At 68.0% G+C, this 13540-nt stretch carries 12 protein-coding genes; 8 read left to right on the forward strand and 4 right to left on the reverse strand.

Annotated features, from left to right (window positions below; genetic code table 11):
• Positions 1-73 precede the first annotated feature (73 nt).
• Together AC07PE_RS16495 and AC07PE_RS16500 are read left to right on the forward strand one after the other, a co-directional pair.
• Positions 74-1030 carry a glycosyltransferase family 2 protein gene (locus AC07PE_RS16495; RefSeq protein ID WP_498766341.1) on the forward strand — a complete coding sequence of 319 codons (957 nt, stop codon included), beginning with the start codon at positions 74-76 and terminating at the stop codon, positions 1028-1030.
• On the forward strand, positions 1027-2235 hold the full coding sequence (locus AC07PE_RS16500) for a polysaccharide pyruvyl transferase family protein (RefSeq protein ID WP_498766343.1): 1209 nt from the start codon (positions 1027-1029) through the stop codon (positions 2233-2235). Before AC07PE_RS16495 ends, AC07PE_RS16500 begins: the two co-directional genes overlap by 4 nt.
• Here AC07PE_RS16500 and AC07PE_RS16505 read toward each other — a convergent pair.
• Together AC07PE_RS16505 and AC07PE_RS16510 are read right to left on the reverse strand one after the other, a co-directional pair.
• The gene (locus AC07PE_RS16505) at positions 2232-3461 is read right to left on the reverse strand and encodes a pyridoxal-dependent decarboxylase, exosortase A system-associated (RefSeq protein WP_498766345.1); all 1230 of its coding nucleotides are present in this window, start codon (positions 3459-3461) and stop codon (positions 2232-2234) included. The two genes, AC07PE_RS16500 and AC07PE_RS16505, sit on opposite strands and share 4 nt — an antisense overlap.
• The gene (locus AC07PE_RS16510) at positions 3458-5059 is read right to left on the reverse strand and encodes an acyl-CoA ligase (AMP-forming), exosortase A system-associated (RefSeq protein ID WP_498766347.1); all 1602 of its coding nucleotides are present in this window, start codon (positions 5057-5059) and stop codon (positions 3458-3460) included. The genes AC07PE_RS16505 and AC07PE_RS16510 overlap by 4 nt, the downstream gene beginning before the upstream one ends.
• An 89-nt stretch (positions 5060-5148) precedes the next feature.
• Between AC07PE_RS16510 and AC07PE_RS16515 the strand changes: the two genes are divergently transcribed.
• Genes AC07PE_RS16515 through AC07PE_RS16540 form a run of 6 tightly spaced genes read left to right on the forward strand, consistent with a single transcriptional unit; the run spans position 5149 to position 10703 of the window.
• A complete protein-coding gene (locus AC07PE_RS16515) occupies positions 5149-6426 on the forward strand; it encodes a DegT/DnrJ/EryC1/StrS family aminotransferase (protein WP_498766349.1) in 1278 nt (425 codons plus the stop codon).
• The gene (locus AC07PE_RS16520) at positions 6423-7487 is read left to right on the forward strand and encodes a GNAT family N-acetyltransferase (protein ID WP_498766351.1); all 1065 of its coding nucleotides are present in this window, start codon (positions 6423-6425) and stop codon (positions 7485-7487) included. Before AC07PE_RS16515 ends, AC07PE_RS16520 begins: the two co-directional genes overlap by 4 nt.
• Position 7488: 1 nt before the next feature.
• The gene (locus AC07PE_RS16525) at positions 7489-7737 is read left to right on the forward strand and encodes an acyl carrier protein (protein WP_498766353.1); all 249 of its coding nucleotides are present in this window, start codon (positions 7489-7491) and stop codon (positions 7735-7737) included.
• Positions 7734-8975: a glycosyltransferase gene (locus AC07PE_RS16530; RefSeq protein WP_498766355.1), complete on the forward strand. Its 1242-nt coding sequence runs from the start codon at positions 7734-7736 to the stop codon at positions 8973-8975. The genes AC07PE_RS16525 and AC07PE_RS16530 overlap by 4 nt, the downstream gene beginning before the upstream one ends.
• A 38-nt stretch (positions 8976-9013) precedes the next feature.
• The gene (locus tag AC07PE_RS16535) at positions 9014-9856 is read left to right on the forward strand and encodes a hydrolase 2, exosortase A system-associated (RefSeq protein WP_498766357.1); all 843 of its coding nucleotides are present in this window, start codon (positions 9014-9016) and stop codon (positions 9854-9856) included.
• A complete protein-coding gene (locus AC07PE_RS16540) occupies positions 9846-10703 on the forward strand; it encodes a hydrolase 1, exosortase A system-associated (RefSeq protein WP_498766359.1) in 858 nt (285 codons plus the stop codon). Before AC07PE_RS16535 ends, AC07PE_RS16540 begins: the two co-directional genes overlap by 11 nt.
• A gap of 6 nt (positions 10704-10709) precedes the next feature.
• Here AC07PE_RS16540 and AC07PE_RS16545 read toward each other — a convergent pair whose 3' ends face one another.
• Entirely contained in the window at positions 10710-12173 is a 1464-nt protein-coding gene (locus AC07PE_RS16545; protein WP_498766361.1) for a right-handed parallel beta-helix repeat-containing protein, read from the reverse strand.
• Entirely contained in the window at positions 12170-13540 is a 1371-nt protein-coding gene (gene prsR, locus AC07PE_RS16550; protein ID WP_498766363.1) for a PEP-CTERM-box response regulator transcription factor, read from the reverse strand. Before prsR ends, AC07PE_RS16545 begins: the two co-directional genes overlap by 4 nt.

Consider the following 13540-nt stretch of genomic DNA (forward strand, 5'->3'; position numbering starts at 1 on the left):
GCCAAAGCCTCAAACGGCGTTTCGAATGCTGAAAAACATGGAAGAACTTTCAGAAAAAATCATTGGCCGGGCATTGTCCAGCTCTCAACAGCAGATCACGGTCAGCGTGATCATCCCCGCCTACAACGCGGCCTCGACCATCGAGCGCGCGCTCGATTCGGTGCGCGCCCAGACCGGCGTCGGCGCCGAGGTTCTCGTGATCGACGATGCCAGTGCCGACAACACAATCGAGGTCGTCAAGAACGCCATCTGCCCGGACGAAAACATCCGCCTGATCCGGATGCCGAAGAACGGCGGCGCCTCGGCGGCCCGTAATGCGGGCATTCGCGAGGCGCGCGGTCGCTACCTGGCCTTCCTCGACGCCGACGACATCTGGCTGCCGAACAAACTCGCCAAACAGGTCGCCGCCATCGAGGCGGACCCCGACATCACACTGGTGACCTGCAACAGCCAGATGACCTCCGCGGCCGGGGTGCCGCTCAAGGAAGGCCACGTGAACCGTCCCCCGGTGTCCGGCAAGGACGCCTGGAAGACCCTGCTCGTGTATAACTTCCTTCCGACCCCGACCATCCTCACCCGGACCGACATGGTGCGCGAGCTGGGCGGTTTCGACGAAGACCTCGCCGTCGGTGAAGACCTCGACCTGTGGATCAAGCTGGCCGTGCGCGGCAAGGTCGCGGTACTGCCGGAAATCCTGATCAACTACTACGACATGAACAACAGCCTGATGAAGCGTCACAGCGCTCAGACCGGCGACATCGTGGTACCGATGCTGGAGCGCCACATCCGCGAGCAGAACGGCAAGCTGACCCGTGGCGAAGTGCGCGCCATGCGCGGTAGCCGTTCGTTCCGGATGGGTTGCGACCTGTTCTTCTCGAACCGCTTCATGCCCAGTATTCCGTTGTTCCTGCAGGCCGCCGCCTGCGGCATCCGCCCGGTCAAGAGCCTGTCCTACTTGCCTCGTGCATTGTTGATGGAGAGCGCCGCACTGCTGAAACGAAATCTTCAAAAAGCGAATCAACGAACATGAAAACTCCCCTGAATATCTTCATCAACGGCTGGTATGGACAGCTCAATGCCGGAGACGATGCCATTCTCGATGTATTCATCGAACAGACGCAGGCCCGCTTCGACGCGCACATCACGGTCCTGTCCGAACTACCGGAAAACGTTCCGCAGTCGCCGCGCTTGCGCAGCATGTTCCATCCGGCCCTGCTGGGCCGTGAGACATTCAGCGCCCTGCTCAAGGGGCGGTTCTGGCGGCACGTCAGCGAACTGCGCAAGGCCGACCTGTTCGTCCTCGGCGGCGGCGGCATCCTGCGTGACAACACCAACTGGCGCAACCTCCTGCGCCTGCTCGACGAAATCTGGTACGCCAAAATACTTGGCAAGAAGGTCATGCTGTACGGGATCGGCGTCGGCCCTTTTAAGACGTTGCTCGGCCGCAAGCTGATCGGCGCCAGCGTGCGCATGTGCGACCTGGTGACCGTGCGCAGCCAGCGCGGTGCCCAGTGGCTGCGCGAGGTAGGTGTCGACCCGCAGCGCATCCATGTCGTTTGCGACCCGGCCTTCCTGCTGGCGCCGCGCGCGCCGGCCGACCCAGCGCTGCATGCCCTGTTCGAGCCGGGCAAGAAAACGATCGGCTTCTACCCGACCTTCGCACTCGAAACCCTGCACAAGGGCGAACAATTCGACGAACTTGCCAAAGCGCTCGACGCGTTGGCGGAAGATCCGGAAGTGCGGCTGGTGGCGGTGCCGATGTCGGTGCGTGAGAACCGCCCCGACGACGTCACGACGGCACGTTGCATCCAGGCCCGGATGAAGCATCCGCAGCGCTTGCATATTTACGAAAAACGCCTCGATGCGGCCGAGCTCAAATGGGTAACGTCGCAGGCCATGCTGAACCTGACGGTCCGTCTGCACGCCATGATCTTCTCGCTGGGCTGCAACGTCCCGGTGGTGGCGGTCAACTACGAGCCCAAGGTCGCTAACGTCTTCAACGACTTCGACGAGCCGCAATACCTGGTCGAGATGGAAGCCGGGATGGGCGAGCGCCTGGCTGCGGCCGCCCGCGAGGCTTTGCGCGAGCTGCTGGCGTACGGCGCCCGGATCCGCGAACACCGCGCCCACGTCAGTGCAGGCGCTATGCGCACCTTCGACCTGATGGCCGAACTGTACCCGACCCGGGTACCGAGCGAAGACACCGTTCCCGCGGCCGACAGGAACGCCGGCTAGACCAGAACCTCGGCCGGACCCGGGTGCCCGAGGAAGGCGGTCGGGCTGGCCGACAGGCCATAAGCGCCCGACTGGAACACCACCACCAGGTCGCCCACCTCGGCGGCAGCCAGATCCATGCGTTCGGCCAGCACGTCCAGCGGCGTGCACAGCGGCCCCACGACCGACACGGTTTCACGCTGCTGCGCCCCCATGCGGTTGCCGATCGCGGCCGGATAATTCTTGCGGATCACCTGGCCGAAGTTGCCCGAGGCCGCCAGGTGATGATGAAGGCCGCCGTCGGTCACCAGGAACACCTGGCTGCGCGACACCTTGCGGTCGACCACACGCGCCACGTACACCCCGGCCTCGCCCACGAAATAGCGCCCCGACTCGAGCGAGACACGCACCTCGCCCAGCGCCGCCCGCACGCGCGGCAGCCAGTCGGCGAGGTTGGCGCCGACCTGCTCCAGGCCGAGCGGGCTCTCGCCCGGAAAATACGGAATGCCGAAACCTGCGCCCAGATTCAACATCGCCGGCACGAAGCCGCACTCGCCGGCCAGGCGCAGCGCCAGCTCGAAGCTGCGCGCATGCGCCTCGACAATCGCCTCGGCCTTCAGGCTCTGCGATCCGCAGAACACGTGGAAGCCGAGCGGCTCGATGCCCAGCGCGCGCAGCTGCGCGGCGGCCTGCGGGACCGTTTCGGCGTCGATGCCGAACGGCTTGGCGCCGCCGCCCATGCGCATCCCGGAAGCCTTCAGCTCGAAATCGGGATTCACGCGCAGCACCACGCGCGGCGCGATGCCCAGCGATTCGGCCTGGACCGCGATGCGGGCGATCTCGCCGTCCGATTCCGCGTTGATGCAGACGCCGGCCGCGATCGCGCGGCGCAGGTCGGCATTACTCTTGCCCGGGCCGGCAAAGCTGATGTGGGCCGGGTCGAAGCCGGTGTCGAGGGCGGTCGTCAGTTCGCCGCCGGAGGCGACATCCAGGCCATCGGCCAGACCGGCCATGTGCTGCACCAGCGCCGGCATCGGATTGGCCTTGATCGAATAATGCAGCCGCACCGGGTCCGGCAGGGCGGCCCGCACGGCGGCCATGCGGGCCGTCACCAAGGCCCGGTCGTAGGCGTAAAAGGGCGTGCTGCCGACCCGTTCGGCCAGGCGCGAAAGATGAATGCCGCCGACCTGCAGCTCGCCGCCGATGACAGGAAACTGCAGTTGCGGGGCATGGACGGGCTTGTTCATGCGGCGTGTCCCTTGTCGGAATGGTCAGGAAAAAGGTCGAGGAAAGGCACGCGCAATTCCTTGCGGTCGATCTTGCCGTTCGGGTTGCGCGGGAAGGCTTCCGCATGCAGCTCGATATGGGCCGGCGCCATGTAGGCGGGCATGCGGCGCTGGCATTCTTTCGACAGCTGCGCCACCGTGGCGTGCGGCGCCACCGCCAGGAGCACCACCGCCTGCCCCAATTCTGGATGCGGCACGCCGAACGCGACCACTTCCTCGACCAGGCCGGTGGCGTACACCATCTCCTCGATCTCGGTCGGGCTGATGCGGTAGCCGGACACCTTGATCAGGTCGTCGGTGCGGCCCACGAAGTACAGGTAACCCTCTTCGTCGCAGCGCACGGTATCGCCCGACCACACCGCCATTTCAGTCAGCGGCAGGGCTGGATCCTGGCCCGGCGCCGGACGGAAGCGCTCGGCGGTCTTGACCGGATCGTTCCAGTAGCCGAGCGACACCAGCGCCCCGCGGTGCACCAGTTCGCCCGGCTCGCCGGGCGCGCAGGGGCTGCCGTCGGGCCGCACCACCATCACGTCGGCGTTCGGGATCGCACGTCCCATCGAATCCGGGCGCCGGTCCAGTTCGGACGGCGGCAGGTAGGTCGAACGGAATGCCTCGGTCAGGCCGTACATCAGGAACACCTGGGCGCGCGGCAGCGCGGCACGCAGCGCCGCCAGCGTCGCACCCGGCATCGCGCCACCCGAATTGGTGAGATAGCGCAGCGTGCAGTCATCCGGCCACTCCAGGCGCGCCAGCTGCGACCACAGCGGCGGCACCGCGGCCAGGCCGGTGATACGCTCGCTTGCCACTATGGCCACGATGTCACGCGCGAACAGGTGGTTGATCAGCACCGCCGAGGCGCCTGCCAGGAAGGCGCAGGTCAGCTGGCTCAGGCCGTAGTCGAAGCTGAGCGGCAGCACGGACAGAATGCGGTCCGCAGGCGTCAGTTCGAGGTAGGCGGCAACGCTCTGCGCGCCTGCCACCAGATTGCGATGCGACAGCACCACGCCCTTCGGCTTGCCGGTCGAACCCGAGGTGTACAGGATCGCGGCAACGTCGGCATCGATGCGGCGCGGCGGCAGGTCGGGCGGCAGCTGCGCCGCCGTCTCGAGCGCCTGTTCCCAGCCGGCCAGCTCGACCCCGGGCGGCAGCACGCATTCTTCTTTCAATCCGGTCGCCAGCACCGTGCGCAGGTCGGGGCAGTGCGCCAGCACAGGCGCCAGGGCCGCCAGGCGCTGCGCCGAGGTCACCAGTACACGCACGTTACAGTCGGCCAGGATGTGCGCCACCTGGTCCGCCTTGAGCAGCGGGTTGACCGGCACGAACACGCAACCGGCGGCAGCGGCGCCGAACATCGCCGCCACGTTCTCGATGCGTTTTTCCAGGAACACCGCGATGCGCTCGCCCGGCGCGCGGCGGCGCGCGCCCAGCACCCGGGCGGCCGCGCGCACCGCATCGGCCAGGCCGGCATAGTCGAGGCGGATATCGCCATGGACGAGCGCCGGCGCCTCCGGAGTGCGGCGCGCCGAGCTGAAAATGAAGTCGTGGACCAGGTCGCTCATCGAATCGTGTTGCGGTACAAATAGGGCGCAATGTTACCATTTCATCTGCGAAACAAGGCACAATACGCCGTAGATACCACATCGCCTCGATGCTACTCCCCTCTACCTCCACCGACACCACGATTCCGCACGCTCAGGCGCGGTCCGGCCCGGCACGTCCGCGGATCCCGCTGGCCCCGGTGCTGTCGCGCAGGTCGCTGGCGCAGGCCGTGTTCGGGCGCCGCGCGGCAGGGAAAGCGGAGACGCCAACCGTGCTCGACGCCGGCACGGCCACACTGGTGACGAGCGGGCGCATCGCTCTGGCGCTGGCCTTGCGCGAACTGGGCGTGCAGCCGGGCGACCGCGTGCTGCTGCCGGCTTACCACAGCCTGTCGATGGTGCCGCCGGTGCTTTGGCGCGGCGCGACGCCGCTGTTCTACCGGCTCGGCGCCAATGCCGCCGCCGACCTCGACGACATCCGCGGCCGCCTCGCCCCGGACGTGAAGGCGCTGGTGGTCACCCATTATTTCGGCTTCCCCCAGGACATGACGGCGATCCGCGCTTTCTGCGACAGCCACGGCCTGGCCCTGGTCGAGGATTGCGCCCACTGCTTCTTCGGCGAACACGCCGGACGCCCTGTCGGTTCCTTCGGCGATTACGCGATCGCCAGCAGCATGAAGTTTTTTCCGGCCTACGACGGCGGAGTCCTGGTAGCGCGCCAAGCTGCAGCGCCTGCACTGCGCTCGGCCGGCGCCGGCTTCGAAGTCAAGGCGCTGCTGAACGCACTGGAACTGGGCTTCGCCCATGGCCGCCTGCCGCTCCTGAAGGCGCTGCTGGTGCCGGTACTAGGCGCCAAGGACGGCATGTGGAAGCTGCTCAAGCACCTGCGCGCGCGCGGCGCCGCCCCGGCGCCGGCCCTGGCGCCGGCCTCGTCCGACAGCGGCGCCGACTTCGATCCCGCCTGGATCGACAAGCGCGCCTCCTGGTTTGCGCGACGCCTGCTTGCCCGCGTGCCGGGCGCCGACATCGTGGCGGGCCGGCGCCGCCATTACCGGGAGCTCGAGCGCGCACTCGGCGTTCTTCCCGGCTGCCGCCCGCTGTTCGCCGCCTTGCCCGGCGGCGTCTGCCCCTGGATGTTTCCGCTGCTGATGGACGAGCCCGAGCCGGTGTTCGCGCGCCTGCGCGCCGCAGGGGTGCCGGTGACGCGCTTCGCCTTCCCCCTGTGGCCGGACGTCGACGAAGCGACCTGCCCGGTGAGCAGCCGCCTGTCGCGCCAGGTGCTGGCGTTCCCGGTGCACCAGGAACTGCAGGCTGCCGAGCTGTCCTGGCTGGCCGGGCAGGTTCGGGAGGCCGTTCAGCTTGCGACAAGAGAGGGCATGCGCGCATGAGGAATCCCATCAGCTGGCGCATCGTCCCGGCGGCGCGCTTCGATGAGCACGCTGCGCGCTGGCGCGAACTGCATGTGCGTCAGTGCGCCTCGCCAATGCTGGCTCCGGCCTTCGTGTCCGCCCTGCTGACCTGCTTCGGCAGCGGCAGCGAAATACTGGCGCTGGGCGAGGTGCAGGGCGAGTTGTGCGCGGCCACGGTGCTGGCCCCGGCAGGCTCTGGACGCTGGGCCACCTTCCAGCCTTCGCAGGCGCCGGTCGGCCTGTGGCTGCAAGCACCGGGCCTGGAACTGGCGCCGCTGCTCGACAGCCTGTTGAAAGCCCTGCCCGGCTTCCCATTACAGCTCAGCCTGACCCAGTGCGACCCGCTGTTGACGCCGCGTCCGGCCGATCATGGGTGCATCCGCACGCTGGACTATATCGTCACCGCACGCATCGGCATGGACGGCGCCTTCGAGGACTACTGGCAGGCGCGCGGCAAGAACCTGCGCAGCAATCTGAAAAAGCAGCGCAACCGCCTGGCCGCAGACGGCATCGTCACCCGGCTGGAGACGCTCACCGAAGCGGGCGACATGGCCGCCGCAGTGAGCGATTACGGCAGACTGGAAAGCAGCGGCTGGAAGGCCCGGAACGGCAGCGCAGTCAGCGCCGGCAATGACCAGGGCCGCTTCTACCGGCAGATGATGGAGGCATTCGCCCGGCATGGTCAGGCACGCGCCTACCGCTACTGGTTCGGGCAGCAGCTGGTCGCGATGGACCTGTGCATCCTCGAGCGCGGCTGTATCGTGATCCTGAAGACCAGCTATGACGAATCGGTGCCGTCCAGCTTGTCGCCGGCCCTCCTGATGCGCGAGGAAGCATGCCGCGCCCTGTTCGGCGAAGCCGGGCTGGACCGCATCGAATTCTACGGCAAGGTGATGGAGTGGCACACGCGCTGGACCGACGAGGTGCGTACCCTCTACCATCTCAATCATTACCGGTGGCCGCTACTGGCGCGCGTCCATGCACAGCGTCAGGCGCGCTTGCAGGCGCGTACTGCAGCCACCACGAACAACGGAGCTTGATATGTACCTGGAAGAAGTAAAGAACCTGCTGACCGATGTCTTGAATCTGGGCCCGGCGGGACAATCCCTTACCGCCGAATCGGCCTTGCTGGGCGCCCTGCCCGAACTGGATTCGATGGCCGTGGTCGGCGTGATCGAGGCCATCGAGGACCACTTCGGCATTGCCATCGACGACGACGACATCAGCGCCAGTACGTTTGAAACCGTCGGCAGCCTGGCCAATTTCGTGGCGCAGAAAAGCGCGCAGTGAACAAGGTCCTGATGGTGGCGTTCCATTTCCCGCCGCAGCGTGGCAGCAGCGGGATCCAGCGCACCCTCAAGTTTGCCCAATACCTGCCGGCCCACGGCTGGCAAGCCTTGGTACTGAGCGCCCACCCGCGCGCCTACAGCGACACCGGCGGCAGCTATACCGGCCCGGCCGAAGTAACGCGCGCCTTCGCTGTCGACAGCGCACGCCACCTGGCGATCCGCGGCCGCTACCTGCGCCTGCTGGCGCTGCCGGACCGCTGGGTCGGCTGGTGCCTGGGCGCGATTCCGGCCGGGCTGAGACTCATCCGGCGCGTGCCCTGCCAGGTGATCTGGTCAACCTATCCGATCGCCAGCGCCCACCTGATCGGCCTGGCCCTGCGGCGGCTCACCGGCTTGCCCTGGATCGCAGACCTGCGCGATCCGATGATCGACGACGCCTATCCTACCGACCCCTGGATGCGCAGGGCCGCCGCCTGGGTCGAGCGCCAGACCGTGCGTCACTGCACCCGCGCGGTCTGCACCACGCCCGGCGCGGTGCGCAGCTACCGGCAGCGCTATCCGGAGATCCCGCCCGAGCGTTTTCACCTGATCGAGAACGGCTACGACGAAGAAGAATTCGCGCATGCCACGCCGGCGCCCGGGCCGGCGGGCGGCCCCTTCGTATTGCTGCACAGCGGGATCGTCTACCCTTCCGAGCGCGATCCACGACCGCTGTTCGCCGCCCTGGGCCGCCTGCGGCGCGAGGGCAGGCTCAGCGCCGTGAACTTCCGCCTGGTGCTGCGTGCCGCGGTACATGAGACGCTGCTGGCGGAGCTGGCGCGCGAACATGGCATCACCGACCTCGTCGAGCTCGCGCCGGCGCTGTCCTATCGCGCCGCGCTGGCTGAGATGTCGGCCGCCGATGGCCTGCTGGTGCTGCAAGCGGCCAACTGCAACGAGCAAATACCGGCCAAGCTGTACGAATACCTGCGCGCCGGGCGGCCGATCCTGGCGCTGACCGACTCGGCCGGCGATACCGCGAGCCTGATGCGCGCGGCCGCCATCGATACCGTGGCGGCACTGGACGACGCAGACGCCATCGCGCAGGCTTTGCCGCGCTTCCTGGACCTGGCCGCTGGCGGCCGCGCCCCGCTCGCCACCCAGGCCTTCGTACAGGCGCAGGCACGCAGCGCCCGCACGGCCCAGCTGGCGGCGCTGCTGGACGAGGTAAGGACAGCTTCGGTACCATCTCATCATTGAGGAGTTGACATGTATCTGAACGAAGCCCGAGCCCAGGCATGACACCGGCACACGCGCCCGCCGAAGCCTTTTTTCTGCCCGTGCAGGACGGGTTCCGCTATTGCCTGTTCCACGCGCCTGCCGGCCACTGCCGCGAGGCGCTGGTCTACCTGCACCCGTTTGCCGAAGAAATGAACAAGTCGCGCCGCATGGCCGCGCTGCAGGCGCGCGCGCTGGCGGCGCTAGGGGTCGGCGTGCTGCAGATCGACCTGCACGGCTGCGGCGACAGCAGCGGCGACTTCGGCGAGGCGCGCTGGGAAGGCTGGAAGCGCGACGTCGACGCCGCACGTGCCTGGCTGCAGCAGCGTCTCGGCCGCCCCGTCGGATTGTGGGGACTGCGCCTCGGCGCGCTGCTCGCGCTCGACTGCGCGTCTAGCGCCGCCGTCCCGCCACCGGTCCTGCTGCTGTGGCAGCCGGTCACCAGCGGCGCCGGCTTCCTGACCCAGTTCCTGCGCATGCGCGTGGCTGCCGAACTGCTGCAGGACGGCGCCGGCAATGGCGGCACCAAGGCGCTGCGCCAGTGGCTACAACAGGGGAAGTCGCTCGAGATTGCCGGCTACGAGCTAGCGCCGGCGATGGCGGCCGCCCTCGAGCGCCTCGACGCCTCGGTGCTGGCGCCGCGCGGCTGCCGCATCGACTGGTTCGAGCTGACGGCAGCCGCCGGCCGGCCGCTGCCGCCGGCCGCCAGCGCCATCACGGCGGATTGGCGTGCACAGGGAATCGACTTCGGCGTGCGCCTGGTCCATGGCGAGCCTTTCTGGATGACGCCGGAAATCAGCGAATGCGCGACGCTGCTGGATGCCACGACTGCACTTTACCGGGAGCCCGCCGATGCAGCATGAAGAACGCGCACTGCGCTTTGCCTGCGGCAGCGACTGGCTGTACGGCGTGCTGTCGATGCCGGCGCAGCCGGCCTCGCGCGGCGTGCTGATCGTGGTCGGCGGCCCGCAGGTCCGCACCGGCAGCCACCGTCAGTTCACCCTGCTCGCGCGCAGCCTGGCGCAGGCCGGCATTCCGGCCATGCGCTTCGACTACCGCGGCATGGGCGACAGCGAAGGCGCAGCGCGCGATTTCGAACAGGTCCAGGATGACCTGCGCGCGGCGCTCGACTGCTTCTTCGAGCAGGCCCCCGGACTGCGCGACGTGGTGCTATGGGGCCTGTGCGACGGCGCCTCGGCCGCCGCGCTGTACGCGCCGGATGATCCGCGCGTAGCCGGCCTCGCCCTGCTCAATCCATGGGTGCGCACCGAAAACGGCGCCGCCAAGGCGACCCTGAAACACTACTACCGCAGCCGCCTGCTCGACCCCGCTCTGTGGAAGAAGATCGCGGCCGGCCGCTTCGATGCAAAGCAGGCTGCCAGATCGTTCGTGTCCCTGGTCCGGACTGCGTTCGGGGGCGCCGCGCCGGACACGCCGCAGGCAGCAGGATCGCGCGCCGGCGCCCTGCCCGTGCGCATGCATGCCGCGCTCCAGCAGTTTAGGGGCAAGGTGCTGGTGATGCTGAGCGGCGCCGACCTGACGGCGCAGGAATTCGCCGGCCTGCCGTCGGGCTCGCGCGATTGGGAACGCCTGCTCGCGGCCCCGCGCGTCACGCGTCACACGCTGCCGGGGGCCGACCATACCTGCTCGCGGCGCGAGTGGCACGAGCAGATGGTCGGCTGGACTGCGGACTGGCTGCGCAGCGTCTAGGCGGCGCTAGCGACGCGGCGCCAGGCAAGCCTTGAAGTTCTCGAAGGCGCCGTAGCGCGGTGCGGCCCTGGGCGCGTCCTCGCACAGGTCGAGCGGCGCATCGGCGGCCGCCCGACCGGCGCCACGCCGCGGCGGCGCCTCGCGCCAGCTAAAATCGGCACTGTCGGGCGCCGTGAACAGCTTGCGCAGCGGATGATAGCCGAGGTAGCTGAATGCGATCGGCGTCTCCAGGTTGTCGCCGGCACGCAGCCCGCCGCCATTGCGGCTGCGAATGCTGCCGTCGACGAGGTTGCCGTCGGCTTCCACGCTGCTTTCCGGGAAGCGTACGTCCACACCGGCCGTGTCGACCAGGGTATTGCCGGCCAGCCGGGTGCCGGCTGCCGCATTCACGTAGATGCCCACATCGGAGCAGGAAGCGACCAGGTTGGCCTGCATGATCCCGCCGTCCTGTTCGGTCACGCACTTCTGGTCGCGGCAGTAGGGCTTGCCGGTGCCGCCGCCGCCGAATGACAGGCCGATCCTTTGTCCCGGAAAATCGCGCAGTCGCTGCTCGCACAGGACGATATTGCGCTCGAAGCGGTTGCGCGCCCCGGCGCCTTTGGCGTAGGCGCCGTAGCTGACCCGGTCGCCGTCGGACTTGATGAAATCGGCGATCAGGTTGCGCCGGATGACCCAGTCGCTGGCCGCCACCAGGTCGATCGAAGCGACCGTTCCCAAGGTGCGGCGCGGCGCCGACGCCGCCAACGTGTTCGACTCGATCAGGCCACTGTCCGGGAAGCGCCCATGTTCGCCGTTGATCTTGAAATGGGCGTTGAAGTCGAGGATGGTATTGTTGACGGCCGCGAAATGATGGGCGCCGCCCACCACGTGAAAAGCGTGCTCGCAGTCTTCCTGCCGCGCGCAGCTGCCGCGGATGCTCAGGTTCTCGAAACGCCAGTACGGCGCGGATACCTTGAAGCCTTCGCTTGCCTCGAACTCGATGATCGCATCGCCGGGGCGGTCGGCGCGTACGACGACAGGCGCCCTCTCTTCCCCGGGACGGCTGGCGTTGACACTGCCGCGTATCCGGTAAGTCCCGGGCAGGAACACGATCACGTCGCCCGGTGCGGCCTCGGCGATGGCGCGCCGGGCATCCTCGCTGGAGGCGACCAGCTTGCGCGCAAGACCGCTGCCGGTTCCGGCGGCGGCCGCCTGTGCGCCCACGGAAAGGGCCGGCAAGGCGGCCGGCATAGCGCCGCCGCGGTCGATCGCCAGCAGCGCAGCGCTCAACGCCTGACCGGTGCCCGTAATCATCGGATTGTGGCCGCTGCTGCGCTTCTCGATGTACGGAGCCAGCGTGCGCGGCGTGATGCCCTGTTCCTGAAGGTACCAGAGACCGCCGGCCGCGGCCAGCAAGCCCAAAACGGCAAGCAGCAGCACCGCCTGCATGACGCGCAAGCGCAGCCCGCGCGTCCGGCGCGGCGGCCTCAAGCTGCAGCCTTGATGCCGTGCCGTCCCATCAGGTCATACAGCGTCGGGCGGCTGACGCCCAGCATTTCGGAAGCCTTGACGATGTTGCCGTCGGCCCGCGCCAGCGCCCGCACGATGGCCTTGTATTCGGCCTCGTCGCGCACCTGGCGCAGGTTCAGCGGCGATTCTTCGGCATCCGACTCGGGCAGCTCCGGCAAACCCAGGTCGTCGGCGACGATGGTGTTCCCGTCGGCCATGATGACGGCGCGCTTGATGCAGTTTTCCATCTCGCGCACGTTGCCCGGCCAGGCATAGGCTTCGATCGCCGCCAGCGCGTCCGGCGCGAAGTGCAGCGAGGAGCGCGATTCCTGGGCGCAGAACTTGTTCTTGAAGTGGTGGGCCAGGAGTGCGGCGTCGCCTTCGCGCTGGCGCATCGGCGGGATCGTCACCACGATTTCGGACAGGCGGTAATACAAGTCCTCGCGGAAGCGTCCCTGCGCGCACAAGTCTTTCAGCTTCTGGTGGGTCGCGCAGACGATGCGCACGTCGACCGGGATCTCTTCATGGCCGCCGATGCGCTCGATCACGCGCTCCTGCAGGAAGCGCAGCAGCTTGGCCTGCAGCGGCATCGGCAGGTCGCCGACTTCGTCGAGGAAGAAGGTGCCGCCGTGGGCCAGTTCGACCTTGCCCTTGGTCTGCTTGGCGGCGCCGGTGAAGGCGCCCTTCTCGTAGCCGAACAGTTCGCTCTCGAGCAGGTTTTCCGGAATCGCGGCGCAGTTGATCGCCATGAAGCGCTCTTTCGCACGCGGCGAGATGCCGTGCACGGCGCGCGCCAGCACTTCCTTGCCGGTGCCGGATTCGCCCAGCAGCATCACCGAGGCCGAGGTCGGCGCCACCTTCTCGATGGTGCGGCAGACCTTCAGCATGCCGGGGTCGCGCGAGATCACCCCGGCCAGCGGCGAATCGGCCTGCGACTGCTGCATGCGGCGGTTTTCCTGCTGCAGGTTGTGCAGGAAAAAGGCGCGCTGGATCACCAGGTTCAGCACTTCGGGGTCGACCGGCTTCTGGTGGAAGTCGTAGGCGCCCATGGCGATCGCCTTGACCGCGTTGTTGTGGTCCTGGTTGCCGGTCAGGACGATCACGCGGGTGTCCGGCGCCAGCGCCAGCATCTGCTGCAGCGTGGCCAGGCCTTCGGTCGAGCCGTCCGGATCGGGCGGCAAGCCCAGGTCCATGGTCACCACCGCCGGTTCGTGGCGGCGGATCTGGGCCAGCGCCGCCTCGCGATCGCCGGCTACCACGACCTCATACGCGTCGAGGCTCCAGCGCAGCTGCTTCTGCAGGCCCGGATCGTCTTCGATAATCAACAGTTTCGGTTTGGTTTGGGTCAT

It is taken from the genome of Telluria sp. GW821-FHT07G12 (assembly GCF_059418525.1).

What these genes read in the sequence shown, in the direction of transcription:
- AC07PE_RS16510 (WP_498766347.1), bottom strand. Translation starts at nt 5,059, where the DNA reads ATGAGCGACCTGGTCCACGACTTCATTTTCAGCTCGGCGCGCCGCACT.
- prsR (WP_498766363.1), bottom strand. Translation starts at nt 13,540, where the DNA reads ATGACCCAAACCAAACCGAAACTGTTGATTATCGAAGACGATCCGGGC.
- AC07PE_RS16515 (WP_498766349.1), top strand. Translation starts at nt 5,149, where the DNA reads ATGCTACTCCCCTCTACCTCCACCGACACCACGATTCCGCACGCTCAG.
- AC07PE_RS16500 (WP_498766343.1), top strand. Translation starts at nt 1,027, where the DNA reads ATGAAAACTCCCCTGAATATCTTCATCAACGGCTGGTATGGACAGCTC.
- AC07PE_RS16535 (WP_498766357.1), top strand. Translation starts at nt 9,014, where the DNA reads ATGACACCGGCACACGCGCCCGCCGAAGCCTTTTTTCTGCCCGTGCAG.
- AC07PE_RS16520 (WP_498766351.1), top strand. Translation starts at nt 6,423, where the DNA reads ATGAGGAATCCCATCAGCTGGCGCATCGTCCCGGCGGCGCGCTTCGAT.
- AC07PE_RS16540 (WP_498766359.1), top strand. Translation starts at nt 9,846, where the DNA reads ATGCAGCATGAAGAACGCGCACTGCGCTTTGCCTGCGGCAGCGACTGG.
- AC07PE_RS16505 (WP_498766345.1), bottom strand. Translation starts at nt 3,461, where the DNA reads ATGAACAAGCCCGTCCATGCCCCGCAACTGCAGTTTCCTGTCATCGGC.
- AC07PE_RS16525 (WP_498766353.1), top strand. Translation starts at nt 7,489, where the DNA reads ATGTACCTGGAAGAAGTAAAGAACCTGCTGACCGATGTCTTGAATCTG.